25 protein-coding genes are annotated in these 21,267 nt (G+C 72.0%); 9 read left to right on the forward strand and 16 right to left on the reverse strand.

Features of this window, described 5'->3' with window-relative positions; all coding sequences use genetic code 11:
- Positions 1–26: 26 nt before the first annotated feature.
- Positions 27–869 carry an alpha/beta fold hydrolase gene (locus HTZ77_RS07115; protein ID WP_175588672.1) on the reverse strand — a complete coding sequence of 281 codons (843 nt, stop codon included), beginning with the start codon at positions 867–869 and terminating at the stop codon, positions 27–29.
- A 92-nt stretch (positions 870–961) separates the two neighbouring features.
- Between HTZ77_RS07115 and HTZ77_RS07120 the strand changes: the two genes are divergently transcribed.
- Entirely contained in the window at positions 962–1,552 is a 591-nt protein-coding gene (locus tag HTZ77_RS07120; protein WP_175588673.1) for a TetR/AcrR family transcriptional regulator, read from the forward strand.
- Between the two features lie 78 nt (positions 1,553–1,630).
- On the opposite strand, the gene HTZ77_RS07125 is transcribed toward HTZ77_RS07120, so the two are convergent.
- A complete protein-coding gene (locus tag HTZ77_RS07125; RefSeq protein ID WP_175588674.1) occupies positions 1,631–2,659 on the reverse strand; it encodes a hypothetical protein in 1,029 nt (342 codons plus the stop codon).
- Between the two features lie 251 nt (positions 2,660–2,910).
- Between HTZ77_RS07125 and HTZ77_RS07130 the strand changes: the two genes are divergently transcribed.
- A complete protein-coding gene (locus HTZ77_RS07130) occupies positions 2,911–3,702 on the forward strand; it encodes a hypothetical protein (protein ID WP_175588675.1) in 792 nt (263 codons plus the stop codon).
- Positions 3,703–3,737: 35 nt separating this feature from the next.
- Here HTZ77_RS07130 and HTZ77_RS07135 read toward each other — a convergent pair whose 3' ends face one another.
- Positions 3,738–4,145, reverse strand: coding sequence for a RidA family protein (locus HTZ77_RS07135; RefSeq protein WP_175588676.1), 408 nt, complete (start codon positions 4,143–4,145; stop codon positions 3,738–3,740).
- 99 nt (positions 4,146–4,244) lie between these two features.
- Between HTZ77_RS07135 and HTZ77_RS07140 the strand changes: the two genes are divergently transcribed.
- Positions 4,245–4,625: a winged helix-turn-helix transcriptional regulator gene (locus HTZ77_RS07140; protein ID WP_175588677.1), complete on the forward strand. Its 381-nt coding sequence runs from the start codon at positions 4,245–4,247 to the stop codon at positions 4,623–4,625.
- Positions 4,626–4,641: 16 nt separating this feature from the next.
- On the opposite strand, the gene HTZ77_RS07145 is transcribed toward HTZ77_RS07140, so the two are convergent.
- Positions 4,642–5,373 (reverse strand): class I SAM-dependent methyltransferase, encoded by a 732-nt coding sequence (locus HTZ77_RS07145; RefSeq protein ID WP_175588678.1) that lies wholly within the window; start codon positions 5,371–5,373, stop codon positions 4,642–4,644.
- Positions 5,374–5,575: 202 nt separating this feature from the next.
- Here HTZ77_RS07145 and HTZ77_RS07150 point away from each other — a divergent pair, with 202 nt between their 5' ends.
- Both HTZ77_RS07150 and HTZ77_RS07155 read left to right on the forward strand, forming a co-directional pair.
- Positions 5,576–6,466 carry a S1 family peptidase gene (locus HTZ77_RS07150; RefSeq protein WP_205302282.1) on the forward strand — a complete coding sequence of 297 codons (891 nt, stop codon included), beginning with the start codon at positions 5,576–5,578 and terminating at the stop codon, positions 6,464–6,466.
- A 215-nt stretch (positions 6,467–6,681) separates the two neighbouring features.
- Positions 6,682–6,837, forward strand: coding sequence for a hypothetical protein (locus HTZ77_RS07155; RefSeq protein ID WP_175588680.1), 156 nt, complete (start codon positions 6,682–6,684; stop codon positions 6,835–6,837).
- A 15-nt stretch (positions 6,838–6,852) separates the two neighbouring features.
- Here the strand turns inward: HTZ77_RS07155 and HTZ77_RS07160 are convergent, their stop codons facing one another.
- Positions 6,853–7,449 carry a helix-turn-helix domain-containing protein gene (locus tag HTZ77_RS07160; protein WP_175588681.1) on the reverse strand — a complete coding sequence of 199 codons (597 nt, stop codon included), beginning with the start codon at positions 7,447–7,449 and terminating at the stop codon, positions 6,853–6,855.
- 119 nt (positions 7,450–7,568) lie between these two features.
- On the opposite strand from HTZ77_RS07160, the gene HTZ77_RS07165 reads away from it, so the two are divergent.
- Both HTZ77_RS07165 and HTZ77_RS07170 read left to right on the forward strand, forming a co-directional pair.
- Positions 7,569–8,195, forward strand: a complete 627-nt coding sequence (locus HTZ77_RS07165) for a class I SAM-dependent methyltransferase (RefSeq protein ID WP_175588682.1) — start codon at positions 7,569–7,571, stop codon at positions 8,193–8,195.
- Positions 8,196–8,254: 59 nt separating this feature from the next.
- The gene (locus HTZ77_RS07170; RefSeq protein ID WP_175588683.1) at positions 8,255–9,817 is read left to right on the forward strand and encodes an MFS transporter; all 1,563 of its coding nucleotides are present in this window, start codon (positions 8,255–8,257) and stop codon (positions 9,815–9,817) included.
- Between the two features lie 368 nt (positions 9,818–10,185).
- Here the strand turns inward: HTZ77_RS07170 and hisF are convergent, their stop codons facing one another.
- The 9 genes from hisF to hisD form a co-directional block, all read right to left on the reverse strand.
- A complete protein-coding gene (gene hisF / locus HTZ77_RS07175; protein ID WP_175588684.1) occupies positions 10,186–10,947 on the reverse strand; it encodes an imidazole glycerol phosphate synthase subunit HisF in 762 nt (253 codons plus the stop codon).
- Positions 10,944–11,339, reverse strand: a complete 396-nt coding sequence (locus HTZ77_RS07180) for a RidA family protein (RefSeq protein ID WP_175588685.1) — start codon at positions 11,337–11,339, stop codon at positions 10,944–10,946. The genes hisF and HTZ77_RS07180 overlap by 4 nt, the downstream gene beginning before the upstream one ends.
- A 27-nt stretch (positions 11,340–11,366) precedes the next feature.
- Entirely contained in the window at positions 11,367–12,089 is a 723-nt protein-coding gene (gene priA / locus HTZ77_RS07185; protein ID WP_175588686.1) for a bifunctional 1-(5-phosphoribosyl)-5-((5-phosphoribosylamino)methylideneamino)imidazole-4-carboxamide isomerase/phosphoribosylanthranilate isomerase PriA, read from the reverse strand.
- Positions 12,089–12,418, reverse strand: coding sequence for a hypothetical protein (locus HTZ77_RS07190; protein ID WP_175588687.1), 330 nt, complete (start codon positions 12,416–12,418; stop codon positions 12,089–12,091). Before HTZ77_RS07190 ends, priA begins: the two co-directional genes overlap by 1 nt.
- 137 nt (positions 12,419–12,555) lie before the next feature.
- Positions 12,556–13,188 carry an imidazole glycerol phosphate synthase subunit HisH gene (gene hisH, locus HTZ77_RS07195; protein ID WP_328808465.1) on the reverse strand — a complete coding sequence of 211 codons (633 nt, stop codon included), beginning with the start codon at positions 13,186–13,188 and terminating at the stop codon, positions 12,556–12,558.
- A complete protein-coding gene (locus tag HTZ77_RS07200) occupies positions 13,182–13,337 on the reverse strand; it encodes a hypothetical protein (RefSeq protein WP_175588689.1) in 156 nt (51 codons plus the stop codon). Before HTZ77_RS07200 ends, hisH begins: the two co-directional genes overlap by 7 nt.
- On the reverse strand, positions 13,334–13,927 hold the full coding sequence (hisB, locus tag HTZ77_RS07205; RefSeq protein ID WP_175588690.1) for an imidazoleglycerol-phosphate dehydratase HisB: 594 nt from the start codon (positions 13,925–13,927) through the stop codon (positions 13,334–13,336). The genes HTZ77_RS07200 and hisB overlap by 4 nt, the downstream gene beginning before the upstream one ends.
- Positions 13,924–15,009 (reverse strand): histidinol-phosphate transaminase, encoded by a 1,086-nt coding sequence (locus tag HTZ77_RS07210; protein ID WP_175588691.1) that lies wholly within the window; start codon positions 15,007–15,009, stop codon positions 13,924–13,926. Before HTZ77_RS07210 ends, hisB begins: the two co-directional genes overlap by 4 nt.
- Complete coding sequence (gene hisD, locus HTZ77_RS07215; protein ID WP_175588692.1) at positions 15,006–16,313, reverse strand: histidinol dehydrogenase; 1,308 nt, start codon at positions 16,311–16,313, stop codon at positions 15,006–15,008. The genes HTZ77_RS07210 and hisD overlap by 4 nt, the downstream gene beginning before the upstream one ends.
- 162 nt (positions 16,314–16,475) lie before the next feature.
- On the opposite strand from hisD, the gene HTZ77_RS07220 reads away from it, so the two are divergent.
- Positions 16,476–16,964, forward strand: a complete 489-nt coding sequence (locus HTZ77_RS07220) for a nucleoside deaminase (protein WP_175588693.1) — start codon at positions 16,476–16,478, stop codon at positions 16,962–16,964.
- A 27-nt stretch (positions 16,965–16,991) separates the two neighbouring features.
- Positions 16,992–17,483 (forward strand): Cys-tRNA(Pro) deacylase, encoded by a 492-nt coding sequence (gene ybaK / locus HTZ77_RS07225; protein ID WP_175588694.1) that lies wholly within the window; start codon positions 16,992–16,994, stop codon positions 17,481–17,483.
- Between the two features lie 23 nt (positions 17,484–17,506).
- Here the strand turns inward: ybaK and HTZ77_RS07230 are convergent, their stop codons facing one another.
- Together HTZ77_RS07230 and murA are read right to left on the reverse strand one after the other, a co-directional pair.
- Positions 17,507–19,831, reverse strand: coding sequence for a transglycosylase domain-containing protein (locus HTZ77_RS07230; protein ID WP_328808466.1), 2,325 nt, complete (start codon positions 19,829–19,831; stop codon positions 17,507–17,509).
- Positions 19,832–19,901: 70 nt separating this feature from the next.
- Positions 19,902–21,212 (reverse strand): UDP-N-acetylglucosamine 1-carboxyvinyltransferase, encoded by a 1,311-nt coding sequence (murA, locus tag HTZ77_RS07235; RefSeq protein ID WP_175588695.1) that lies wholly within the window; start codon positions 21,210–21,212, stop codon positions 19,902–19,904.
- Positions 21,213–21,267 lie beyond the last annotated feature (55 nt).

Below are 21,267 nucleotides of genomic sequence, written 5' to 3' on the forward strand. Positions count from 1 at the left end.
CGGCGCGCGGTGACTCCCCGCCGCGGTCACTTGCCGACGAAGGCCAGCAGCGCCTCGTTGACCTCGGCGGCGTGCGTCCAGAGCAGGCCGTGCGGCGCGCCCTCGACCTCGACGTACTCCGCCTCCGGGAACGCCTGGTGGAAGGGGCGTCCCGTGGCGTCGATCGGCAGGATGTTGTCCTTGGTGCCGTGCAGGATCAGCGACGGCTTGCCCGCGGCGCGCACCGCGGCCACGTCCTCGCGGAAGTCCTCGATCCAGGCGGACACCACCGCGTAGGCGGCGACCGGGGCGGAGGTGGTGGCGGTGTTCCAGTTGGCGGTGACGACCTCCTGGCTGATGCGGCTGCCCAGGTTCTCGTCCAGGTTGTAGAAGTCCTTGTAGAACTGCGTGAACCAGGCGTAGCGGTCGGCCCGGGCGGCCTCCTCGATGCCGTCGAACACCGACTGCGGCACACCGGTGGGGTTGTCGTCGGCCGCCACCAGGAACGGCTCCAGCGACGCCAGGAAGGCGAGCTTGGCGACCCGCTCGTGACCGTGGTTCTTCACGTAGCGGGCCAGCTCGCCGGTGCCCATCGAGAACCCGACGAGGATGACCTCGCGCAGGTCCAGCGTCTCCAGCACGGTGTTGAGGTCGGCGGCGAAGGTGTCGTAGTCGTAGCCGCTCCCGACCTTGCTGGACTGGCCGAAGCCGCGGCGGTCGTAGGTGATGACCCGGTAGCCGGCGGCCAGCAGCTCGCGGGTCTGGCGCTCCCAGCTGTGCCCGTTCAGGGGGTAGCCGTGGATGAGGACGACGGGCTGCCCCGATCCCTGGTCCTCGTAGTACAGCTCGATGTCGGTGCTGTTCTCGGTACCGACCTTGATGCGGCCCATGATGGCGCTCCATTTCTGCGGAGAACGGTCGTTCTCTCGCTGTCCGTCGCTAGAGTAGAGAACGATGGTTCTCTGCGCAAACCGGAGGTTCCGTGATCGACGAGGAGACGGCGCGTGAACGAGTCGTGTCCACCGCCGACCGGCTGTTCTACGCCCACGGCGTCCAGGCCGTCGGCATGGACACCGTCCGCACCGAGGCCGGCGTCTCGCTGAAGCGCATCTACGCCCTGTTCCCCTCCAAGGACGACCTGGTCCTGGCCGTCCTCCGGCGTCGTACGCACCAGTGGGACACCGGCGTCACCGGCGCCGTCTCCAGGGCCGGGACACCGCGCGACCAGGTGCTGGCGGTCTTCGACTTCCTGGCGGAGTGGTTCCTCGAGGACGCCTTCCGCGGCTGCGCCTTCATCAACGTCTTCGGCGAGCTGGGCGGCGACAGCGACCGGATCGCCGCGGCCGTACGCGAGCAGAAGGCGTCCTTCCAGCGGCGCGTCACCGAGCTGGTCCACGAGGCGGGCTGCCCCGGCCACCTCGCCCCGCAGCTGGTCCTGCTCGCCGAGGGCGCCCAGACCACGGCCGCGATCTCCCGCGACCCCGGCACGGCCGCCCACGCCCGCGCCGCCGCCGACACCCTCATCCGCCACGCGCTCGGCGACTTCCAGGGCCCTGGGGTCTCAGGGACCTAGGGGCCTACGGGACACGCCTCGCGCGGCGCCGGCGGCGTCCCTCCGCCGGCGCTGCGGCCACGACGGCCCGGACAGGTCTCAGAAGTTGGCTATCTTGCCGCCGCGCGACACCCAGCCGTTCCGCCACGAGCCGCCCGCCTCCTGCCACGTATGCCAGACGGCGGAGTCGTAGCCGAGATAGAAGGCCTCCAGCCGGCCGTCCGCGCTGCGGGCCAGCACCGGGTCGGCGCTCGCCTCACCGCCGAGCGACTGCCACGAGCCCCAGGCGCCGCCGGCCTGGGAGATCCACGACACGGTGGAGTTCTTGTCACGGGCGAGGACGACGAGGTTGTCCTGGCCGTCCTGGAGGACCGCCGGGACGCCGCGGACGTCCCCGCCGAGGTTCGCCCACTCGCCCCAGCCGCCGTTGGCGGTGGTCTGCCTGACGCACCACAGGTTGGTGTCGGAGTCGCCGTCGGAGCCGTGGGCGGCGAACACCTCCAGGCATCCGTCGGCGTCCCGGAACACCGCCGGATCGGCGAGCAGCTTGCCGCCGAGGCTCTGCCATGCGCCCCATCCGCCGTTGGCGCCGCTCTGCCTGATGTGCCACACGGCGTCGTCGGACCACCGCACGAACACCTCCAGCGTTCCGTCGGCGTTCTGGAACACCGCCGGGTCGCTGCGCAGCTTGCCGCCGAGGTCCTTCCACCCGCCCCACTCCCCGGCCGGGCTGGTCTGCCAGATGTACTGAAGCGTGCTGTCGGCTCCGCGCATGAACGCGGCCAACTGCCCTCCGGCGTTCTGGAACACCGCCACCTCGCCGCCGAGCGACTTGCCGCCGAGGTCGTCCCACTCGCCCCATCCGCCGTCGTCCTGCTGCCGGATGTGGCGAATGCCGCTGTCGACGCCCGGGGCGAACACCTCCAGGCGCCCTTCGGCGTCGCGGAAGACGGTCGGCGCGGCGACGATCATGCCGCCGAGGCTCACCCAGTCGTCACTCCAGCCGCTGTTCGGGCTGGTCTGCCAGATGTGTTGCAGGGTGCTGTCGACGCCCCGGGCGAACGCGTCCAGGCAGTCATCGGCGTCGAGCGCGACGCGGAGGCTGGCGAGTGCGGGATCCAGAGGCATGGCGCCCCTCCTCACGGAACGGAGTCGATTGACGACGGAAAGTCAATCACGCCATGGTCGACGAACCCCGGAGGCACAACGGGTGGAATCGGCCATGACATCGCCACAGCGACACGTAGCCACGAAAAGGAAGATCTTACTGGAATTGGGCGACAGCCACCCGGGGCGAATCGGCCGCAAGCCGGACCACGTTGATAACTTCGGCGCAGTCGGTGGCCAAACGCCGCGGAAATGCACTGGAGGAATTCATCATGGGCTGGCTGGACACTGCTCTCTCTGTCGCCACGACGATCGGCAAGATCGCGGGAACGATTCAGGCACGCAACGGGTTCGCCCACTTCGGTCCGACCGGCACCGGCGCCAACCAGAAGATCGGTCAGGTGATTTTCTGGCAGGACGAGAACAGCCACATCTGGGCGGTCAACCAGTCACTCGAGGACGGCGTGGGCCTCTGCTTCCCGGCCGCCATGGGCGGCACTCCCGGCGGACAGAACCTCCTGCTTCCCAAACTCAGCAAATTCGATATCACCTTGGCGTTCAACGTGTATTCCCTGGCGGACGTGGACCAGTTCGTCATCACTCCGTGGAAGACCAACAATCCCACCGGAGCTGACAATGACGACGAAGACACCCTCATCCAGGCGCAGGCCACGAACCAGCCCACGAACGTGGAATTCGCGCTCGGTTCCTACATGCGCATCAGGGTGAGCGGGTCGGAGCGGGTCTGCGTCGTCACCGTCGTCGGCGGTCTGATCCTGACGGGCATCGTCCTGCTCTCCCTGAGGGGCGCCGGTAGCACCACGGCCCAGGTGTCCAACCTCCGCCGCCTCCTCCCCGCGACGACGAACGGCGACCAGTCGAGCATGACGATCCCGATCCCGGCCGGCGTCGACGTGAGCAACGGCGTGTCCTCGATCTACGTCACCGCGTCCGTCCAGGGCCTGGACGCGCTCGTGGAGGACTTCGTCCGCGAGAACGCGGGCCGGCTGGTTCCGCTCACCGAGGAGGACCACGCGAGGATCGCCAACTACGTGGAGGACTGAGGGCTCCCGCCGGATCCCCCCACCCGGGAGTTCGCTCAGTCGAGGACCGCGATGGCCTCGACCTCGACCAGGTGATCGGGCACGTCCAGCGCGGCGACGCCCAGCAGCGTGGCCGGCGGCACCGGGGTGACCCCCAGCTTGGCCGCCGCCCGCGCGATCCCCTCCATCAGCAGGGGCATCCTGGCGGGGTTCCAGTCCACGACGTGGACGGTGAGCTTGGCCACGTGCTCGAAGGAGGCGCCGATCCCCGCCAGGGCGGTGCCGATGTTGAGGTAGCACTGCTCGACCTGGGCGGCGAGGTCACCGGCGCCGACCGTGACCCCGTCGGCGTCCCAGGCGACCTGCCCGGCGACGAAGACCAGCCTCGAGCCGGTCGCGATCGACACCTGCCGGTAGGCGTCGATCTCCGGCAGTCCGCCGGGGTTCACCAGGGTGATGGTCATGATGTCGTTCCCCTCTTCACTCTCTTGTGGTTACCGAGGAACTGTAGGAGAGTATGCGCTGACGTGGAAGAACGCACTTTTCAGTGACTGAGGAACCGTATGGTGACCAAGCAGTTCAGCGGCTCGCCCGACGAGGCGGATCTGCGGCGCGCGGACTCCCTGGCGCGGGAGATCTTCTCGGACGTCGCCAACAAGTGGGCGCTCCTGATCATCGAGGCGCTGGGGGAACGCACGCTGCGCTTCAGTGAGCTGCGGAACGAGATCGACGGCGTCAGCCACAAGATGCTCACCCAGAACCTGCGCATGCTGGAGCGCAACGGCCTCGTGGAGCGAACGGTGCACCCGACCGTGCCGCCCCGCGTGGAGTACACCTTGACCGAGCCGGGACAGGCGCTGCGGGCGACGGTCCACATGATGTGCGACTGGACGCACCTGTACCTCGGTCACATCGAGCACTCCCGCCGCCGCTTCGACGCCTGACCACAGATTCGGGGGCTCAGCGGCGTTCGGCCCGGTAGGCCCTGGTGACGTAGCGCAGGTCGAACGAGGGCGGAAGGTCGGCGGCGAGCGCCTGGACGGTCTCGTCGATCCGCCGGCGACGCTCCTCGGACGCGGTGAGATACCAGGAATGAGAGCGTGTGAGGGCGAGCAGTGACGCCGCCGTGTGCGGCCGGCTGTGCGGGAAGTCGCGGCACTCGACCGGGCCGAACGCGTTTCCGAAGCTCGCGTCCAGCGAGATGGAGCCCGTCACCGAGCCGTCGCGGTGCTCGTGGACGAGCTCGGCGAGCCGGGCCACCCAGCCGACCGTCTCGTCGCGCAGGTTCCACAGCGGCGCGAACACGCCCCCGGGACGCAGCACCCGGGCGATCTCGGCGTGGGCGGGTCCGGGATCGAACCAGTGGTACGCCTGCCCCGCGACGACGGCATCCGCCTCGCCGTCGGCCAGGGGGATCGCCTCGGCCGATCCGGCGACGACGGCGCACCCGGGCAGCCGCTCCGCCAGCTTCGCCCGCATCTTCGGATCGGGCTCGACCGCGGTCACCTCATGCCCCAGCTCCACCAACCGGCGGGTGAGCAGCCCCGTCCCCGCGCCCAGATCGACGATCCTGAACGGCGTGACGCCCAGAGCCCACTCCAGCGCCTGAACCGGATAGGACGGCCGGATCCTGTCATAGGCGTCCGCCGCCGCACCGAACGACAGACGCTGCTGGTCGAAGATGTCGGTCATCGCACCACGGTCGCAGCATCCGCCGCCGCCCCACAAGCCGCCCGGACGCGGCGAGACGCCCGGCTGCGCCGAGCGTGGCGGACGAGCGGGGCCGAACCACGCCCCGCCGGCCTCGCTTCCACACAAAACCGCAGGTAGCCTGGCCCGCACAACCCCCCGGCCACACCTCCGCCCCCACCAGACGGACCCCATGGAGATGTGCGTGTTCACGACAACCAGGAAGCGAGCCGCGCTGCTCGCCACGGGCATGGCCGCCGGGATCGCCCTGATCTCCGCCGGCACGGCCGCCGCCGCGACCACCCTCCACGCGACGCCCCCGGCCGTCCCGGCGGGCGCCGACCGCGCCGCCATCATCGGCGGGAGGACGGCGAGCGAACCCTACTCGTTCATGGCCTCCCTCCGGCTGCCGTCGCTGCCCGCGCACCACTGCGGCGGCTCGCTCGTCGCCCCCGACTGGGTGGTCACCGCCGCCCACTGCGAGGGCCTGCTGAAGCCCGGCAAGACCCGGGTACGCGTCGGCTCCTCCGACCGCGACAAGGGCGGCTCCGTCGCCGGCGTCAAGCGCGTCATGACCTATCCCCTCCGCTACGACTCCCGCCTGGGCAAGGTCCCCGAGGGCGACCTCGCGCTGGTCCAGCTCGACCGGCGAGTCTCCCAGACGCCCATCCGCATCGCCGACGGCCCCGGCCGGGTGGGCGAGCCGACCCGCGTCATCGGCTGGGGCATGACCTGCGAGTACCGCCGGACCTGCGGAGGAGGCCCCCAGCAGCTGCGGGAGCTCGACACCGTACGCCTGGCCGACCAGCGGTGCACGTCCCTCGACCACGGCACCGAGGTCTGCACCGGCGCGCTGTCCGGCAAGGCGGCCAACGCCTGCAACGGCGACTCGGGCGGCCCGCAGATCCGGCGCGTGGCCGGCCGGTGGGAGCTGATCGGCGCCACCTCGCGCGACGGCGACGACAAGGACCCGCGCACCGGAGGCTCCGCCGGCTGCGCCACCACTCCCGACGGCAAGCCGGGGGCCGGCGTCTGGACCGACGTCACCCACTACCGGTCATGGATCGACGACGTCATCGGGAAGGACGCCCGCTGATCCGCGGGTCCGTGAGCCGGTCGTGGTTCACATCGTCGTACGCCCTGTGCTCCTCGAACGCAGACGGGACGGCGGTGACGCCTCCGCCGAGGCGGCTGTCATGTGCCACCTCTCCAGCCAAGGGTGTCCGGCGCCGCGCGTCCGCTCTCCTGCCGCGGGTCTCGACCGAGCCGGCGGATCGCGTTCTCCACCTGGACCCGCACCCGGAGAACGTGATGCTCGCGCCCGAGGGGCCGATGGTGATCGATTGGGCCGACGCCGCGGAGGGAGTGCCCGCCCTCCTTGACGAGGCCGTGGCGCTGGTGCGCTCCATGCTCGGCGTTCAGGGACGCCGGCGAGAGCCCCGCGATCAGCCACCGAACCTCTCCTGAGGCCCCCGGGCCTCCTCACCCGGCCGCGCCGCGCCTCGGTGCCGCACGCACGTGCGCCCGTTCGCCCTGTTTCCCGATGAGACTCAGGAACTCGACGGGGTCGGCGCCGGTGGCCCCGAACCAGTGCGGGGTGCGCGTGTCGAACTCCGCGGCCTCCCCCGGCTTGAGGATGAGGTCGTGTTCCCCGAGGACGAGGCGGAGTCTTCCGTTGAGGACATAGACCCAGTCGTAGCCCTCGTGGGTGCGCAGATCGGGTTCGGCGTCGTCGCTTCCGGCCGGGAGGACGAACTTGTAGGCCTGGATTCCTCCCGGCCGCTGGGTCAGCGGCAGGATGACCGAGCCGTCGCCGCACGGGACGGGACGCAGGTTGACGCGGGGGTCGCCGGTCGGCGGCGCGTCGACGAGCTCGTCCAGCGTGACCCCGTGGGCACGGGCCAGGGGAAGCAACTGCTCCAGCGTGGGACGGCGCAGCCCCGCCTCCAGCCGGGACAGGGTGCTGACGGAGATCCCGGTCTCCTTCGCGAGGTCGGCGAGGGTGACGTCGCGATGCAGCCGAAGGCGTTTCAGCCTCGGTCCGACAGCGTCAAGAGTGCGGTCCATGGCTTCGTCCATCCGCCTATTTTGCCATTCGGCAACAACGTTTGCTCATCCGCCTTCTCCCTCCGCACCATGGAGCGCGCACCGAGGAACGCCCCACACAGAGGGATCCTCGCGAACGAGGAGGACGACCGATGACGCACGCGTTCGACAAGGACTACTGGGAGCGGCAATGGCGAAAAGGGCGCACCGGGTCCATGGGCGGCAACCCGCCGAACCCGTACCTCGCTCGTGAGACCAGCGGCCTGACCCCGGGCACGGCGCTGGACGCGGGGTGCGGCGGCGGCGCCGAGGCCATCTGGCTCGCCGCGCAGGGCTGGCACGTCACCGCGGCCGACATCTCGGCCGAGGCCCTCGCACACGCCGCTGAGCGCGCCGCGACGAGCGGGGCGCCCGAGCGGTTGCGGTGGGTCGAGGCGGATCTGAGCGTCTGGAGCCCCGACACGCGGTTCGACCTGGTCATGACCCACTACGCCCACCCGGCGATGCCCCAGCTGGAGTTCTACGACCGCATCGCGGGGTGGGTGGCTCCCGGCGGCACGCTGCTCATCGTGGGGCACCTGCACGCCCCGGGCTCCACCGGCCACGGGCACCACCCTCCCGCCGAAGCGTCGGCCACCGCCGCGGCCGTCACCGCGCGCCTGAACGGCACGGCGTGGGAGATCGTCACCGCCGAGGAGCGCCTCCGCACGCTCACCGGCCCCGGGGGCCGGGCGGTCCCCCTCCACGACGTCGTCGTGCGCGCCACCCGCCGCCGGTGATCACACCGTCCGGCCACGCCAGGGCCGGCCGACACCCCTCGCCGTCCCCGGAGGAATCCATGAGTACGACCCGATCCTCGGACCCGGCAGCCTCCGACCCGGCGGCCTCCGACCCGACCGTCCACGACCCACGACAACGACGCACGATCCTGGCCGGGGTCTGCATCGCGCTCATGGCGGTCATCGCGTCGGTGTCCGGGCTGAACGTCGCCCAGCCGCAGCTCACCGTCGCGTTCGACGCCTCGCAGGGCGAGGTCCTGTGGTTCATCAACATCTACACCATCAGTCTGGCCGCGTTGCTCCTGCCGCTGGGCGCGATGGGCGACCGGTGGGGCCGCAGGCCGGTGCTCCTCGCAGGACTGCTCGTCTTCGGAACAGCGAGCGCGGCGGCCGGCCTCGCCCCGTCGTCCGAGATCATGCTCGCCGCGCGGTTCCTGAGCGGCGTGGGCGCAGCGATGATCATGCCGGTCACTCTCGCCGTCATCACCTCGACCTTCCCGGACGAGGAACGTTCCACGGCGATCGGCGTGTGGACCGGCGTCGCCGGCGGTGGCGGCATCCTGGGGATGTACCTGTCGGCCGTCCTCGTCGACCTGGCGAGCTGGCGGTGGCTCTTCGTCCTGCCGGTCGTGCTCGTCGTCGTCGCCGTCGTCATGGCGCTGCGATCCATCCCGAACTCGCGTGAGGCGGCAGGGCCCGCGTTCGACGCCGTCGGTTCGCTGTTGTCCGCGGTCGCGGTCGTCGGGCTCGTCTTCTTCCTCCACGAGGGCCCCGAACGAGGCTGGACCGCGCCCGCGACGCTCCTGAGCCTCCTCGCCGGCGTCATCGCCGCCGCCGCGTTCCTGGCATGGGAGCTGCGCCGGCCGGCTCCCCTCCTCGACGTCCGCCTGTTCCGCGAGCGAGGTCTCGCGAGCGGTTCCGTGTCGCTGCTGACGGTCTTCGGCGTGCAGGCGGGGATCTTCGTGGTCCTCTTCCCGTACTTCCAGGCGGTGCTCGGCTGGTCCGGCCTCCGCTCCACCCTGGCGCTCATGCCGATGGCGCTGCTGATGATGGTCGCCTCCGGCCTCGCCCCGAAGGCGGCCGCGCGCATCGGCAGCCGCTCGACGATGGCCGTAGGGATCTTCCTGGGCGTCGCGGGGCTGGTCCTCATGGCCGCCTTCGTCTCCGTCGACGGCGGCTACCTGTCGATCCTCCCCGGCATGCTCGCCATGGGGCTCGGCATGGGGCTGACGATGACGCCCTCCACCGAGGCCATCACCACCGCCCTGCCGCGGGAGCGTCAAGGCGTCGCGTCCGCGCTCAACGACATCACCCGGGAGCTCGGCACCGCGCTCGGTGTCGCGCTGCTCGGAGCGGTCCTGACCACCGGCTACCGCGGCGCCGTCGACTCCCGGCTCCACGGAGTGCCGAAGGACGCGGCCCACGCCGCCCGCGAGGGCGTCGCCAACGCCCTCGCCGCCGCCGACCGGCTCGGCCCCCAGGCGGAGGCGCTGACCCGAGCCGCCCGGGAGTCCTTCGTCGACGGCTGGCAGCAGGCCATGTGGGCGGGCGCGGCGGTCATGGCGGTCCTGTTCGTCTACGTTCTCGTGCGAGGTCCACGGCAACGGATCGGACCTGCCTGAATGCGGGTGATCGACCGCCCGTGGCGGACCGGGGGATAACGCCTGGGCTACCGCGAACCGCCGGCGAAGGCATGCAGGGCAGGCAGGTCATCGAGTAGGTTTCGCCTGGTTGTCCCAGGCCGCTGTCCCATCTGAGACCGTGCCCCGGCTTGGGCGTGTCTGCGTGTCGCAGCTCGCCCACGCCGGGGGTCCGGGGCCGGAAGGCCACCGGCAAGGGGGTGTGGGGGAGCTCGACTCCCCCACTGTCACAGCCCGAGCCTTGTCGCGCGAAGCGCGCACGTGCGAGGACCGTGCTTTGAGGCCCTGACAGCCCGATTCCCGTCGCGCGAAGCACCCCGCATGCGAGGACCGTGCTGCGAAACCCTCGCTTAGCGCACCGGGTAACCCGCCGTGCGGAGCGTCTCCTTCACGTCGGCGATCTTGAGGGTGCCGAAGTGGAACACCGACGCCGCCAGCACCGCGTCAGCGCCCGCCTCCACCGCCGGCGGGAAGTCCTCCAGCCGTCCCGCGCCGCCGCTGGCGATCACCGGGACCCGCACCACGGCCCGCACCGCGCGCAGCATCTCCAGGTCGTAACCCTCGCGCGTGCCGTCGCCGTCCATCGAGTTGAGCAGGATCTCACCCACGCCCAGCTCCTCGCCGCGCGCCGCCCACTCCACCGCGTCGAGGCCCGTGCCGCGCCGCCCGCCGTGCGTGGTCACCTCGAACCCGCTCGGCGTGCCGGGCGCCCGGCGCGCGTCCACCGACAGCACCACGCACTGCGCGCCGAAGCGCCGCGACGCCTCGGTCAGCAGTTCGGGACGGGCGATGGCCGCCGTGTTGAGCGAGACCTTGTCGGCCCCCGCCCGCAGCAGCCGGTCCACGTCGTCCACCGAGCGGATGCCGCCGCCCACGGTCAGCGGGATGAACACCTGCTCGGCGGTCCGGCGGACCACGTCCAGCATCGTCTCGCGCTCGCCGGAGGAGGCGGTGATGTCGAGGAAGGTCAGCTCGTCGGCGCCCTCCGCGTCGTAGCGCCTGGCCAGCTCGACCGGGTCGCCCGCGTCGCGCAGGTTGGCGAAGTTGACGCCCTTGACCACCCGGCCGGCGTCGACGTCCAGACAGGGGATCACCCTGACGGCCACGGTCATGCGCGCATCGCCTCGATCTCGATCTCGACCAGCATGCGCGGGTCGACCAGCCCGGCGACCCGCACGCCCGTGCAGGCGGGGCGGACGTCGCCGAACACCTCCCCGATGGCCTGGCCGACCAGGTCGAAGTGACGCTGGTCCACCACGTAGTAGCGCACCATCACCACGTCCTTCTTGGTCAGACCGGCCAGCTCCACGGCGTCGAGCGCGATGCCCATCGCCGTGAGGCTCTGCCGGTAGGCGTCGCCGACATGCCGGACCTCGCCGTCGATCGTGGCGGTGCAGCCCGACACGATGACCCGGTCCCCTACCACGACCGCGCGGGAGTAGCCGTACCGCTCCTCCCACACGCCGCCGGAAAACACCCGCGAACCGGTGCTTTCCATACTCATGCTGCTCACCACGGCCCCTCCTACCATCTAACCGCGAACAGCGACCAAGGCGCTCTCGAGCGTGAACGCCTGGGCGTACAGGGCCCTGCCGACGATGGCGCCCTCGACGCCGTCCGGCACGAGCCGCGACAGCGCCACCAGGTCGTCCAGCGAGGACACTCCCCCGCTGGCCACGACCGGCTTGTCGGTGCGGGCGCACACCTGGCGCAGCAGGTCGAGGTTGGGACCGCGCAGCGTGCCGTCCTTGGTGACGTCCGTGACGACGTAGCGGGGGCAGCCGTCGGCCTCCAGCCGCTCCAGCACCTCCCACAGGTCGCCGCCCTCCTCGGTCCAGCCGCGCGCCGCGAGCGTGGTGCCGCGCACGTCCAGACCCACCGCGATCTTGTCGCCGTGCTCGGCGATGATCCTGCGGCACCAGTCGGGGTTCTCCAGGGCGGCCGTGCCGATGTTCACGCGACGGCACCCGGTGGCCAGCGCGGCGGCCAGCGACTCGTCGTCGCGGATGCCGCCGGACAGCTCCACGTTCACGTCCAGCCGGCCGATCATGTCGGTGATCAGCTCACGGTTGGAGCCCCGGCCGAACGCGGCGTCGAGGTCGACCAGATGGATCCACTCCGCCCCCGCCTCCTGCCAGGCCAGCGCGGCGGCCAGCGGCTCGCCGTAGCCGGTCTCGGTCCCGGCCTCACCCTGGACCAGGCGTACGGCCTGGCCGTCCGCGACGTCCACGGCGGGAAGGAGTACGAGCGACATCAGATCCTCCGGTCGAAGGCAAGGGTCACGACAACAGGTACGAGCAACAGGGACAGGACCAGGACGCCGAAGCTGACGGCGAGGGAGGCCCACACGAGCCATACCATCACCTGGACGAGCACGAACGCGAGAGCCACGACGGCGTTCTGGGCACGGCGGCGGCGGGCGCGCAGGCCGCCCTGGCGGGCGAAGCGCACCGGGCGGGGCGTGAGACGGGCCACCACGGCCCGCCGGCGGGCGGCACGGGCCTGACGCTCCTCGTTGCGCAGCGCCGAGCGCTCCCGCGCCGCCTCACGCTCCGCGCGCCGCCGCGCCCGCTCCTTACTCACGGCCCCTCACGAAGGGACTCACGGCACACACGGCCCCTCATGACAGAACTCACGGCACTGACCGCCCCTCATGACGGGACTTACGGCCCCTCACGACAGGACGGCGCGGGACGCCGCCGCTGCGGCGCGGCCGCCGCTCACAGGACGCCGAGCCAGTTGGTCAGCAGCGCGGCGCCGGCGTCGCCGGACTTCTCCGGGTGGAACTGCGTGGCCATGAGCGGCCCGTTCTCAGCCGCGGCCACGAACGGCACCCCGTGCTCGGCCCACGTCACCAGCGGCTCGGCGAACCCGGGCCCCGGCCGCAGCTCCCACTCCCGCACACCGTACGAGTGGACGAAGTAGAACCGCGTGTCGGCGTCCAGCCCTCGGAACAGCACGCTGCCCTCGGGCGCCTTGACCGTGTTCCACCCCATGTGCGGCAGCACCGGGGCCTCCAGGTGCTCGACCGTGCCCGGCCACTCGCCGCAGCCCTCGGTCTCCACGCCATGCTCGACGCCCTTGGCGAACAGGATCTGCATGCCCACGCAGATGCCCAGCACCGGCCGCCCGCCCGCCAGCCTGCGGCCGACGACCCGCTCGCCGCGCACCCTGAGCAGGCCCGCCATGCACGCGGCGAACGCCCCCACACCGGGCACCACGAGACCGTCGGCCTCCATGGCCGCGTCCAGGTCGGACGTCACGGTCACGTCGGCGCCGACCCGGGCCAGCGCGCGCTCGGCCGAACGCAGGTTGCCCGACCCGTAGTCGAGCACCACCACGCGCTTCACCACCACATCACCCCTGCCGTGATCGCCAGCGCCGCGCCGACCGCGCAGATGGCCGCGCCCGCCTTGAGCCCCTGCTTGATCAGCGAGACCACCCCGCCGACCAGGAAGAGACCGATGAACATCATCGCGATCGACAGCGTGTTGTCACTCATAGGACGCCCTTGGTGCTCGGCACCCCGCTCGCCCGCGGGTCGAGCTCCGACGCCTCCCGCAGCGCCCTGGCCAGGGCCTTGAACTGGGCCTCGACGATGTGGTGCGCGTTGCGCCCGTACGGGACGTGGACGTGCAGGCAGATCGCCGCCTGCGCGACCAGCGACTCCAGGATGTGCCGGGTCATCGTCGTGTCGTACTCGGGGCCGATCATCGGCGCCATGCCCTCCGGCTCGGAGTGCACGAGGTACGGCCGGCCGGACAGGTCGACCGTGACCTGCGCCAGCGACTCGTCCAGCGGGCACGACGCGCTACCGAACCGCCGGATGCCCGACTTGTCGCCCAACGCCTCGCGGAACGCCGCACCCAGCGCCAGCGCCGTGTCCTCGATCGTGTGGTGCGCGTCGATGTGCAGGTCACCCTCGGTCTTGACCGTCAGGTCGAACAGCCCGTGCTTGCCGAGCTGCGCCAGCATGTGGTCGAAGAACCCCACGCCGGTCGACACGTCCACCCGGCCGGTGCCGTCGAGACCCACCTCGACCAGGACCGACGTCTCCTTCGTCACACGCTCCACGCGGCCGACCCGACTCACAGAACCCCCTCCATCGCGGCACGGAACGCCGCCATCTCCTCGCCGGTGCCGATCGACACGCGCAGCCACTCGGGCGGACCCACCTCGCGGATGAGCACGCCCCTCTCCAGCAGACCCTCCCAGACCGCACGGCGCTCCGGGAACCGGCCGAACAGTACGAAATTCGCGTCGGAGTCGGCGACCGTCAACCCCTGACCGCGCAGCCACTCGACCGTCGCGTCACGCTCGCGCCGCAGCGCGTCCACCGTGCCCAGCAGCTCCACGCGGTGCCGCAGCGCCACGCGCGCCGCCGCCTGCGTCAGCGTCGACAGATGGTACGGCAGGCGCACCAGCAGCAGCGCCTCGATCACCGCCGGGTGCGCCGCCAGGTAGCCCAGCCGGGTGCCGGCCATCGCGAACGCCTTCGACATCGTCCGCGTCACGATCAGCCGCGGGTGCGACGGCAGCAGGCTCAGCGCCGACGGCGTGCCCTCCCGCGCGAACTCCGCGTACGCCTCGTCCACCACCACCATGCCCGGAGCCGCCTCCAGCACCCGCGCGATCGTCTCCAGCGGCAGCGCGGTGCCGGTCGGGTTGTTCGGCGAGGTCAGGAACACGATGTCGGGCCGGTGCTCCTCCACCGCGGCCGCCGCCTTGGCCGGGTCGAGCGAGAAGTCGTCCTCCCGCGCGCCCCCGATCCACTCGGTGCTCGTGCCCGTCGTGATGATCGGGTGCATCGAGTACGACGGCTCGAACCCCAGCGCCGTACGGCCGTAACCGCCGAACGCCTGCAGGATCTGCTGGAGCACCTCGTTGGAGCCGTTGGCCGCCCACACCCGGCTCGCGTCGAGCCCGTGCCCCAGATAGTCCGCCAGGTCGGCACGCAGCGCCGACGCGTCGCGGTCGGGATAGCGGTTGAGCTCGCCCGCGCCCCGCCGCACCTCCTCGGCCAGGTCGCCGACCAGCTCCGGAGAGGGCGGATAGGGGTTCTCGTTGGTGTTGAGCCGCACCGGCACGTCGATCTGGGGCGCGCCGTACGGCGTCCGGCCCCGCAGGTCGTCGCGGATGGGCAGGTCAGCCAAGGTCAGCTCATCCGGGGTCATGAGGGGATCCGCCAGTCGAAGCGGGCCCGGACGGCTGCCCCGTGCGCGGGCAGGTCCTCGGCGTCGGCCAGCACCGACACGTGCGCGGCGGCCTCGGCCAGCGCCTCGCGGGTGTAGTCGACCACGTGGATGCCGCGCAGGAACGTCTGCACCGACAGGCCGCTGGAGTGACAGGCGCACCCGCCGGTCGGCAGCACGTGGTTGGACCCCGCGAGGTAGTCGCCCAGCGACACCGGCGCGTACGTGCCCACGAAGATCGCGCCCGCGTTGCGGATCCGGGCCGCCACCGCGGCCGCGTCGGCCGTGTGGATCTCCAGGTGCTCGGCCGCGTAGGCGTTGACCACCTCCACGCCCTCGTCCAGGCCGTCCACCAGCACGATCCCCGACTGCCGGCCGCGCAGCGCCTCGGCGATCCGCTCGGCGTGCTTGGTCGCCTCCACCTGGGCCGGGAGCTCCTTCTCCACCGCCTCGGCCAGCTCCACGCTGTCGGTCACCAGCACCGCGGCGGCGATCACGTCGTGCTCGGCCTGGCTGATCAGGTCGGCGGCCACGTGCACCGGGTCGGCCGTCTCGTCGGCCAGGATCGCGATCTCCGTCGGCCCCGCCTCGGAGTCGATGCCGATGCGGCCCTTGAGCAGCCGCTTGGCCGCCGCCACCCAGATGTTGCCCGGCCCGGTCACCATGGTGGCCGGCGGGCACTCCTCCGTGCCGTAGGCGAACATGGCCACCGCCTGGGCGCCGCCCACCGCGTACACCTCGTCCACGCCCAGCAGCTCGCACGCCGCCAGGATCGTCGGGTGCGGCAGCCCGCCGAACTCCTTCTGCGCCGGGCTCGTCACCGCCAGCGACGCCACCCCGGCCTCCTGGGCCGGCACGACGTTCATCACCACGCTGGACGGGTAGACCGCGCGCCCGCCCGGCACGTACAGGCCCACCCGATCGACCGGCACCCACCGCTCGGTGACCGTGCCGCCCGGCACCACCTGCGTCGTCACGTCGGCGCGCCGCTGGTCGCGGTGGACCAGCCGGGTGCGCCGGATCGCCTCCTCCAGCGCCGCGCGCACCTCGGGCCGCAGCCCGGCCAGCGCCTCGCGCAGCGCCTCGCGCGGAACCCGCGCCTGCTCGATCTCCACCCCGTCGAACCTGGCGGTCAGCTCCCGCACGGCCGCGGCCCCATGATGGCGGACCTCGTCGCAGATGGGCCGCACCTTGTCCAGGGCGGCCTCGACGTCGAGTTCGGCGCGGGGCAGCACGTCGCGCAGGTCCCCCGGCAGGGAACCGCGCAAGTCGATACGGGAAATCACCCTCCCAGTCTACGGAGTCCGACCAGTGGGTCCCGTTCCGTCCACCATGCGGACACCCGGATCCCGTCAAGCCTCGAACCCGCCGATACGATGACCCGAAGATCGGGCGGACCCGAAGATCGGGCGAGACCCGGGATCGGGCGCGAGCGGGAGGTGGCCGTCATGGTGCGTGAGGAAGAGCTGCGGCATCTGCGCCGCTGCGTGGAGCTGGCCGCCGAGGCCCTGTCCGTGGGCGACGAGCCGTTCGGCTCGGTGCTGGTGTCCGCCGACGGGGAGGTCCTGGCCGAGGACCACAACCGGGTGGCCGGCGGCGACCACACGAGGCACCCGGAGTTCGAGCTGGCGCGCTGGTCGGCCGCCCATCTGACGCCCGAGGAGCGGGCCGCCGCGACCGTCTACACCTCCGGCGAGCACTGCCCCATGTGCGCCGCCGCGCACGGGTGGGTCGGGCTCGGCCGCATCGTCTACGTCGCCTCCTCGGCGCAGCTCGTGAGCTGGCTGGCCGAGCTGGGCGTGCCGGAGCCCCCGGTGCGTCCGCTGCCGGTCTCCGAGGTCGCGCCGCGCGTCGTCGTAGAGGGTCCCGTGCCGGGGCTCGACGAGGAGGTACGCGAGCTGCACCGCCGTTTCCATCGCAGCGCCTTTACAAAGTAGATTCCGAGATCGTCCGGAGGTCGAGACGTGGGCAAGGCGAAGGCGCAGGGGGGCACCCCGGCCACGGTGGCGCTGACCAGGGCCAAGGCCGACTTCACGCTGCACCCGTACGACCACGACCCCTCCGCCCAGGCGTACGGTGAGGAGGCCGCCGACGCGCTCGGCGTGCCGTACGAGCGGATCTTCAAGACGCTCGTGGCCGAGACCGAGAGCGGGCTCGCGGTGGCGGTCGTGCCGGTGGCGGGCAAGCTCGACCTCAAGGCGCTGGCCTCGGCCCTGGGCGGCAAGCGCGCCGCCATGGCCGACGCGGCGAGGGTGGAGCGGGTGACCGGATACGTCGTGGGCGGCATCAGCCCGCTCGGGCAGCGCAAGCAGCTCCCCACGGTGGTCGACGCGTCGGCGCTGGAGTTCGAGACGATCTACTTCTCGGCGGGCAAGCGCGGGCTCCAGATCGAGACCGCGCCGGCCAACCTGGTCGCACTCACCCGCGCCGTGACCTCCCCCATCGCCAAGCGCTGAACCCCGGCCCCACCGCCCCCGCGCTACCGACCTGTGGTCACCGGCGGGACCGCTCCCGGCACGACGGCCTGGGGCATGGCCGCTCCGGGCTCGCCGGCGCCGGACACGGCCATGCCCGGCCCCATCGGCGCCACCCCCGTCCGCCCCGAGAAGCGCGGACGGCGCTCTCCCGGCGTGCCCAGCACGTCCCCGCCGGGCGGCCACAGCTGGTGCCCGTGGCGGCGCGCCCACCGCAGCCACTGCCGCTGCCGGTGCAGCATCTGCCGGATCTGCTCCGCCTCCTCGGCCTCCTTCAGCCCCGGCGTGAAGCCGCCGCCGAAGCGGGACATGTCCGCGGGATGGAAGTCGCCCGCCGGGGTGTCGCGCAGCGCCGACTCCATCGAGGCCACCCAGATCGGCCCCGGCAGCGACGCCCCCTGGACCGACCCGTAGTACTCGCCGCCGATCTCCACCCCGCGCAGCGGGTACCGGTAGGAGCCCCGGATGTCGCCCACGCTGACCGCCGCCGCGAGCTCCGGGGTGTAGCCGGCGAACCAGGCCGAGGTGTAGCCGTTGTTGGTGCCCGTCTTGCCGGCGGCGGGCCGGCCGATGCCCTGCCCGGTCATCGTGCCCTTGTCGAACACGCCCTGCAGCACGTGGTTGACGGCGTCGGCGACCTTGCGGTCCAGCGCCTGCTCGCAGGTGGGCCGCACGTGGGCGGTCCGGCCGTCCCGGCCGGTGATCTCCACGATGGCCTGCGGCCGGCAGTACCGGCCGCGCGCCGCGAACGCCGCGAACGCCGCCGCCACCGTCACCGGGTCCATCTCGTTGACGCCCAGCGTGAACGTCGGCACCTCGCGCAGCGGCCGGCCGTCGGCCCGGGCGATGCCGAGCGCCCTCGCGGTCCGCACCACGTTGCACAGGCCGACCTTGCGCTCCAGCATCATGTAGAAGATGTTCACCGACTTCCACGTGCCGGTGGACAGGCTGTACGGGCCGCCCTCGCCCTCCCCGCTGGCGTTGTGCACCCGCACGCTGGGCGCGTTGACGGCCCGGCCGCGGCAGTCGCGGTAGCCCTGCGACGGCACGAGCACGCCAGGTGTCTGGAAGCCCTGGTCGAAGCGCCAGCCCTGCTGCAGCGCGGTCGCCAGCGTGAACGCCTTGAACGTCGAGCCCGCCTGGAGCCCCATCCCGCCGCCGTGGGCCATGTCAGCCACCAGGTTGAACGTCGTCCGCGTCCCGTTCTTGCGGTCGCCGGGGTTGCGGCCGAAGTCCTTGCTGGCCGCCATCGCCCGGATGCGTCCCGAACGCGGCTCGACCATGGCCTCGGCGGCCACCTCGGTGTCGCGGGCGTCGACCCGGGCGCGGATCGCCTTCTCGGCGGCCCGCTGCGCCACCGGGTCCAGCGCGGTCCTGATCACCAGCCCGCCGGTGGCGAGCCGGGCCCGCCGCTCGCGCGCGGTGGCGCCGAACGCCTCGTTGGTGAGCAGCTCGCGCTGCACGTACACGCAGTAGTACGGGTACCTGCTCTGCGCGCAGCCGCCCGGCTCGGGCCGCAGCCGGATGCCGAGCGGGCTCCGCTTGGCGGCGGCGGCCTCCCGCACGCCCACCAGGCGCAGCTCGGCCATCCGGTCCAGCACCAGGTCGCGCCGCTCCTTCAGCCGCGCCCGCTGCGCCGGGCCGATCGACGGGTCGGTCGAGTACGGCATGCGCACCGCGCCGGCGAGCGTGGCCGCCTGTGGCAGCGTGAGGTCGGCGGCCGTGGTGGAGAAGAAGCGCCGGGCCGCCGCCTCCACGCCGTGCGCGCCGGCGCCGAAGTAGGCGATGTTGAGGTACCGCTCCAGGATCTCGTCCTTGCTGTACTTCTGCTCCATCGCCAGGGCCAGACGCAGCTCGGTGAGCTTGCGGGCGAGGTTGGGAGCGCGCGCCCGGTCGCGCTCCTCCTCGGTGCGGGCGCTCTCGACCAGGATGTTCTTCACGAGCTGCTGCGTGAGCGAGGAGCCGCCCTGCCGGATGCCGCCGGCCGAGGTGTTGGTGAGCAGCGCCCGGAGCGTGCCGCGCACGTCCATGCCGCCGTGCTCGTAGAAGCGGGCGTCCTCGATGGCGACGATGGCCTGCCGCATGACGGGCGCCACCCGGCTGAGCGGGATCGCCCGCCGGTTGGCCTGGTAGAACTGGGCGAACGGCTTGCCGTCGCGGTCGAGCAGCCGCGTCACCTGCGACAGCGGCTCCTCGCGCGGCGCCGGCGGGAGCTGCTGGAACGTGGTCGCGACGCTCTTGGCGGCGAGCCCGGCACCGCTCACGACGGGCGCGGCCATGGAGGCGGCCAGGACCCCGCAGAGCGCTCCCACCAGCCCCAGGGCGCTCACACATCGCAACACTCTCACGCAGACGGTCTGCGGCGGCCGGATCCCCGGCAAACCCGGGGATCCGACACCTTTACTGTTCCCGGCGGATGTTCAGACCCAGGGACACGAACTGGTCGAACGGCTTGTGGTATCCGCGCACGATGTGGTGGACGCCGCGCAGCGTGGACGTCCCGTCGGCCACCGCGGCGGCCAGCACCGCGGAGAAGCCCGCGCGGATGTCGGGCAGCGTCACGTCGGCGCCCTTGAGCTTGGACACGCCGCGCACCACGGCCGAGTGCCGGGCGTTCGTGTCGTGGTAACGGCAGGCGGGCCCGCCGAGGCACTGGTCGAACACCTCGATCTCGCAGCCCATCCGCTGCAGCGCCGGCACGTACACCAGGCGGTTCTCGAAGACCGTCTCGTGCAGCACCGACATGCCGTTGCTCTGCGTGAACAGCACCATGAGCGGCGTCTGCCAGTCGGTCATGAAGCCCGGGTGGGTGTCGGTCTGGACGGCCGCCGAGCGCAGCCCCTCGGGCGGCGCGGTGGCGCACAGGTACTCGTCGTTGATGTCGAAGCGGGCGCCCATCCGGGCCAGCGTGGTGATCGCGGTGACCAGGCGGTCCTGCGGGCAGCCGTGCACCCGCACCTCTCCCCCGGTGATCAGGCCGGCGGCCAGGTACGAGAACGCCTCGATGCGGTCGCCGGCCAGCCAGATCGAGGCGCCGCGCAGCCGCTCGACGCCCTCGATGACGATCCGGCGGTCGGGCGACAGCTCGATCCTGGCCCCCATGCGCTGCAGGAACAGCGCCAGCTCGACCACCTCGGGCTCCATCGCGGCGTTCTTCACCACGGTCTTGCCCTCGGCGAGCACGGCCGACATGAGGATCGTCTCGGTGGCGCCGACGCTCGGGTACGGCAGCTCCAGCCGGGCGCCGCGCAGCCGCGTGGCCTTGGCGAAGATCCCGCCGTCGCCCACCTCGACCTCGGCGCCCATCGCGCGCAGCGCCTCGACGTGGAAGTTGACCGGCCGCCGGCCGATCGGGTCGCCGCCGACCAGCGGCACGAACGCCTCACCGGCCAGGTGCAGCAGAGGGCCGAGCATGAGAATCGGGATCCGGTTCAGGCCGGTGAACGCGTCGGGCACGCGCGGCCGGATCTCCGCGCCCCGCTCGACGCGGATCTCCTTCTCCGTGATCTCCACGTGGATGCCGAGGGACTCCAGCATGGCGGCGGTGATGCCGACCTCGCCCACCTCGGGGGCGTTCTGGATCGTGCTCTCGGTGCCGCCGAGCATGGCGGCGACCATGTGCTTGGAGACCGCGTTCTTGGAGCCGCGCACCTCGACGTCCCCGCGCAGCGGGCCGGAAGGATCGATCAGCCAGACCTCATCGTGATTCACGAAGCGAGCCTAACCGGGAGATACCATCGACCTGTTCCGGTGAGCCGGTTCAGTG

The organism is Nonomuraea montanisoli (genome assembly GCF_013363975.1).
Taxonomy (GTDB): domain Bacteria; phylum Actinomycetota; class Actinomycetes; order Streptosporangiales; family Streptosporangiaceae; genus Nonomuraea; species Nonomuraea montanisoli.

Excerpts from the sequence above, each read along its gene's own strand:
- HTZ77_RS07155 (WP_175588680.1), top strand. The coding sequence starts at position 6,682 with ATGCTCGCGCCCGAGGGGCCGATGGTGATCGATTGGGCCGACGCCGCG.
- HTZ77_RS07160 (WP_175588681.1), bottom strand. The coding sequence starts at position 7,449 with ATGGACGAAGCCATGGACCGCACTCTTGACGCTGTCGGACCGAGGCTG.
- hisF (WP_175588684.1), bottom strand. The coding sequence starts at position 10,947 with ATGACCGTGGCCGTCAGGGTGATCCCCTGTCTGGACGTCGACGCCGGC.
- HTZ77_RS07210 (WP_175588691.1), bottom strand. The coding sequence starts at position 15,009 with ATGACCCCGGATGAGCTGACCTTGGCTGACCTGCCCATCCGCGACGAC.
- HTZ77_RS07220 (WP_175588693.1), top strand. The coding sequence starts at position 16,476 with ATGGTGCGTGAGGAAGAGCTGCGGCATCTGCGCCGCTGCGTGGAGCTG.
- HTZ77_RS07140 (WP_175588677.1), top strand. The coding sequence starts at position 4,245 with ATGGTGACCAAGCAGTTCAGCGGCTCGCCCGACGAGGCGGATCTGCGG.
- HTZ77_RS07165 (WP_175588682.1), top strand. The coding sequence starts at position 7,569 with ATGACGCACGCGTTCGACAAGGACTACTGGGAGCGGCAATGGCGAAAA.
- HTZ77_RS07180 (WP_175588685.1), bottom strand. The coding sequence starts at position 11,339 with ATGAGTATGGAAAGCACCGGTTCGCGGGTGTTTTCCGGCGGCGTGTGG.
- priA (WP_175588686.1), bottom strand. The coding sequence starts at position 12,089 with ATGTCGCTCGTACTCCTTCCCGCCGTGGACGTCGCGGACGGCCAGGCC.
- HTZ77_RS07115 (WP_175588672.1), bottom strand. The coding sequence starts at position 869 with ATGGGCCGCATCAAGGTCGGTACCGAGAACAGCACCGACATCGAGCTG.
- HTZ77_RS07200 (WP_175588689.1), bottom strand. The coding sequence starts at position 13,337 with ATGAGTGACAACACGCTGTCGATCGCGATGATGTTCATCGGTCTCTTC.
- HTZ77_RS07130 (WP_175588675.1), top strand. The coding sequence starts at position 2,911 with ATGGGCTGGCTGGACACTGCTCTCTCTGTCGCCACGACGATCGGCAAG.
- HTZ77_RS07125 (WP_175588674.1), bottom strand. The coding sequence starts at position 2,659 with ATGCCTCTGGATCCCGCACTCGCCAGCCTCCGCGTCGCGCTCGACGCC.
- HTZ77_RS07135 (WP_175588676.1), bottom strand. The coding sequence starts at position 4,145 with ATGACCATCACCCTGGTGAACCCCGGCGGACTGCCGGAGATCGACGCC.
- HTZ77_RS07170 (WP_175588683.1), top strand. The coding sequence starts at position 8,255 with ATGAGTACGACCCGATCCTCGGACCCGGCAGCCTCCGACCCGGCGGCC.
- HTZ77_RS07145 (WP_175588678.1), bottom strand. The coding sequence starts at position 5,373 with ATGACCGACATCTTCGACCAGCAGCGTCTGTCGTTCGGTGCGGCGGCG.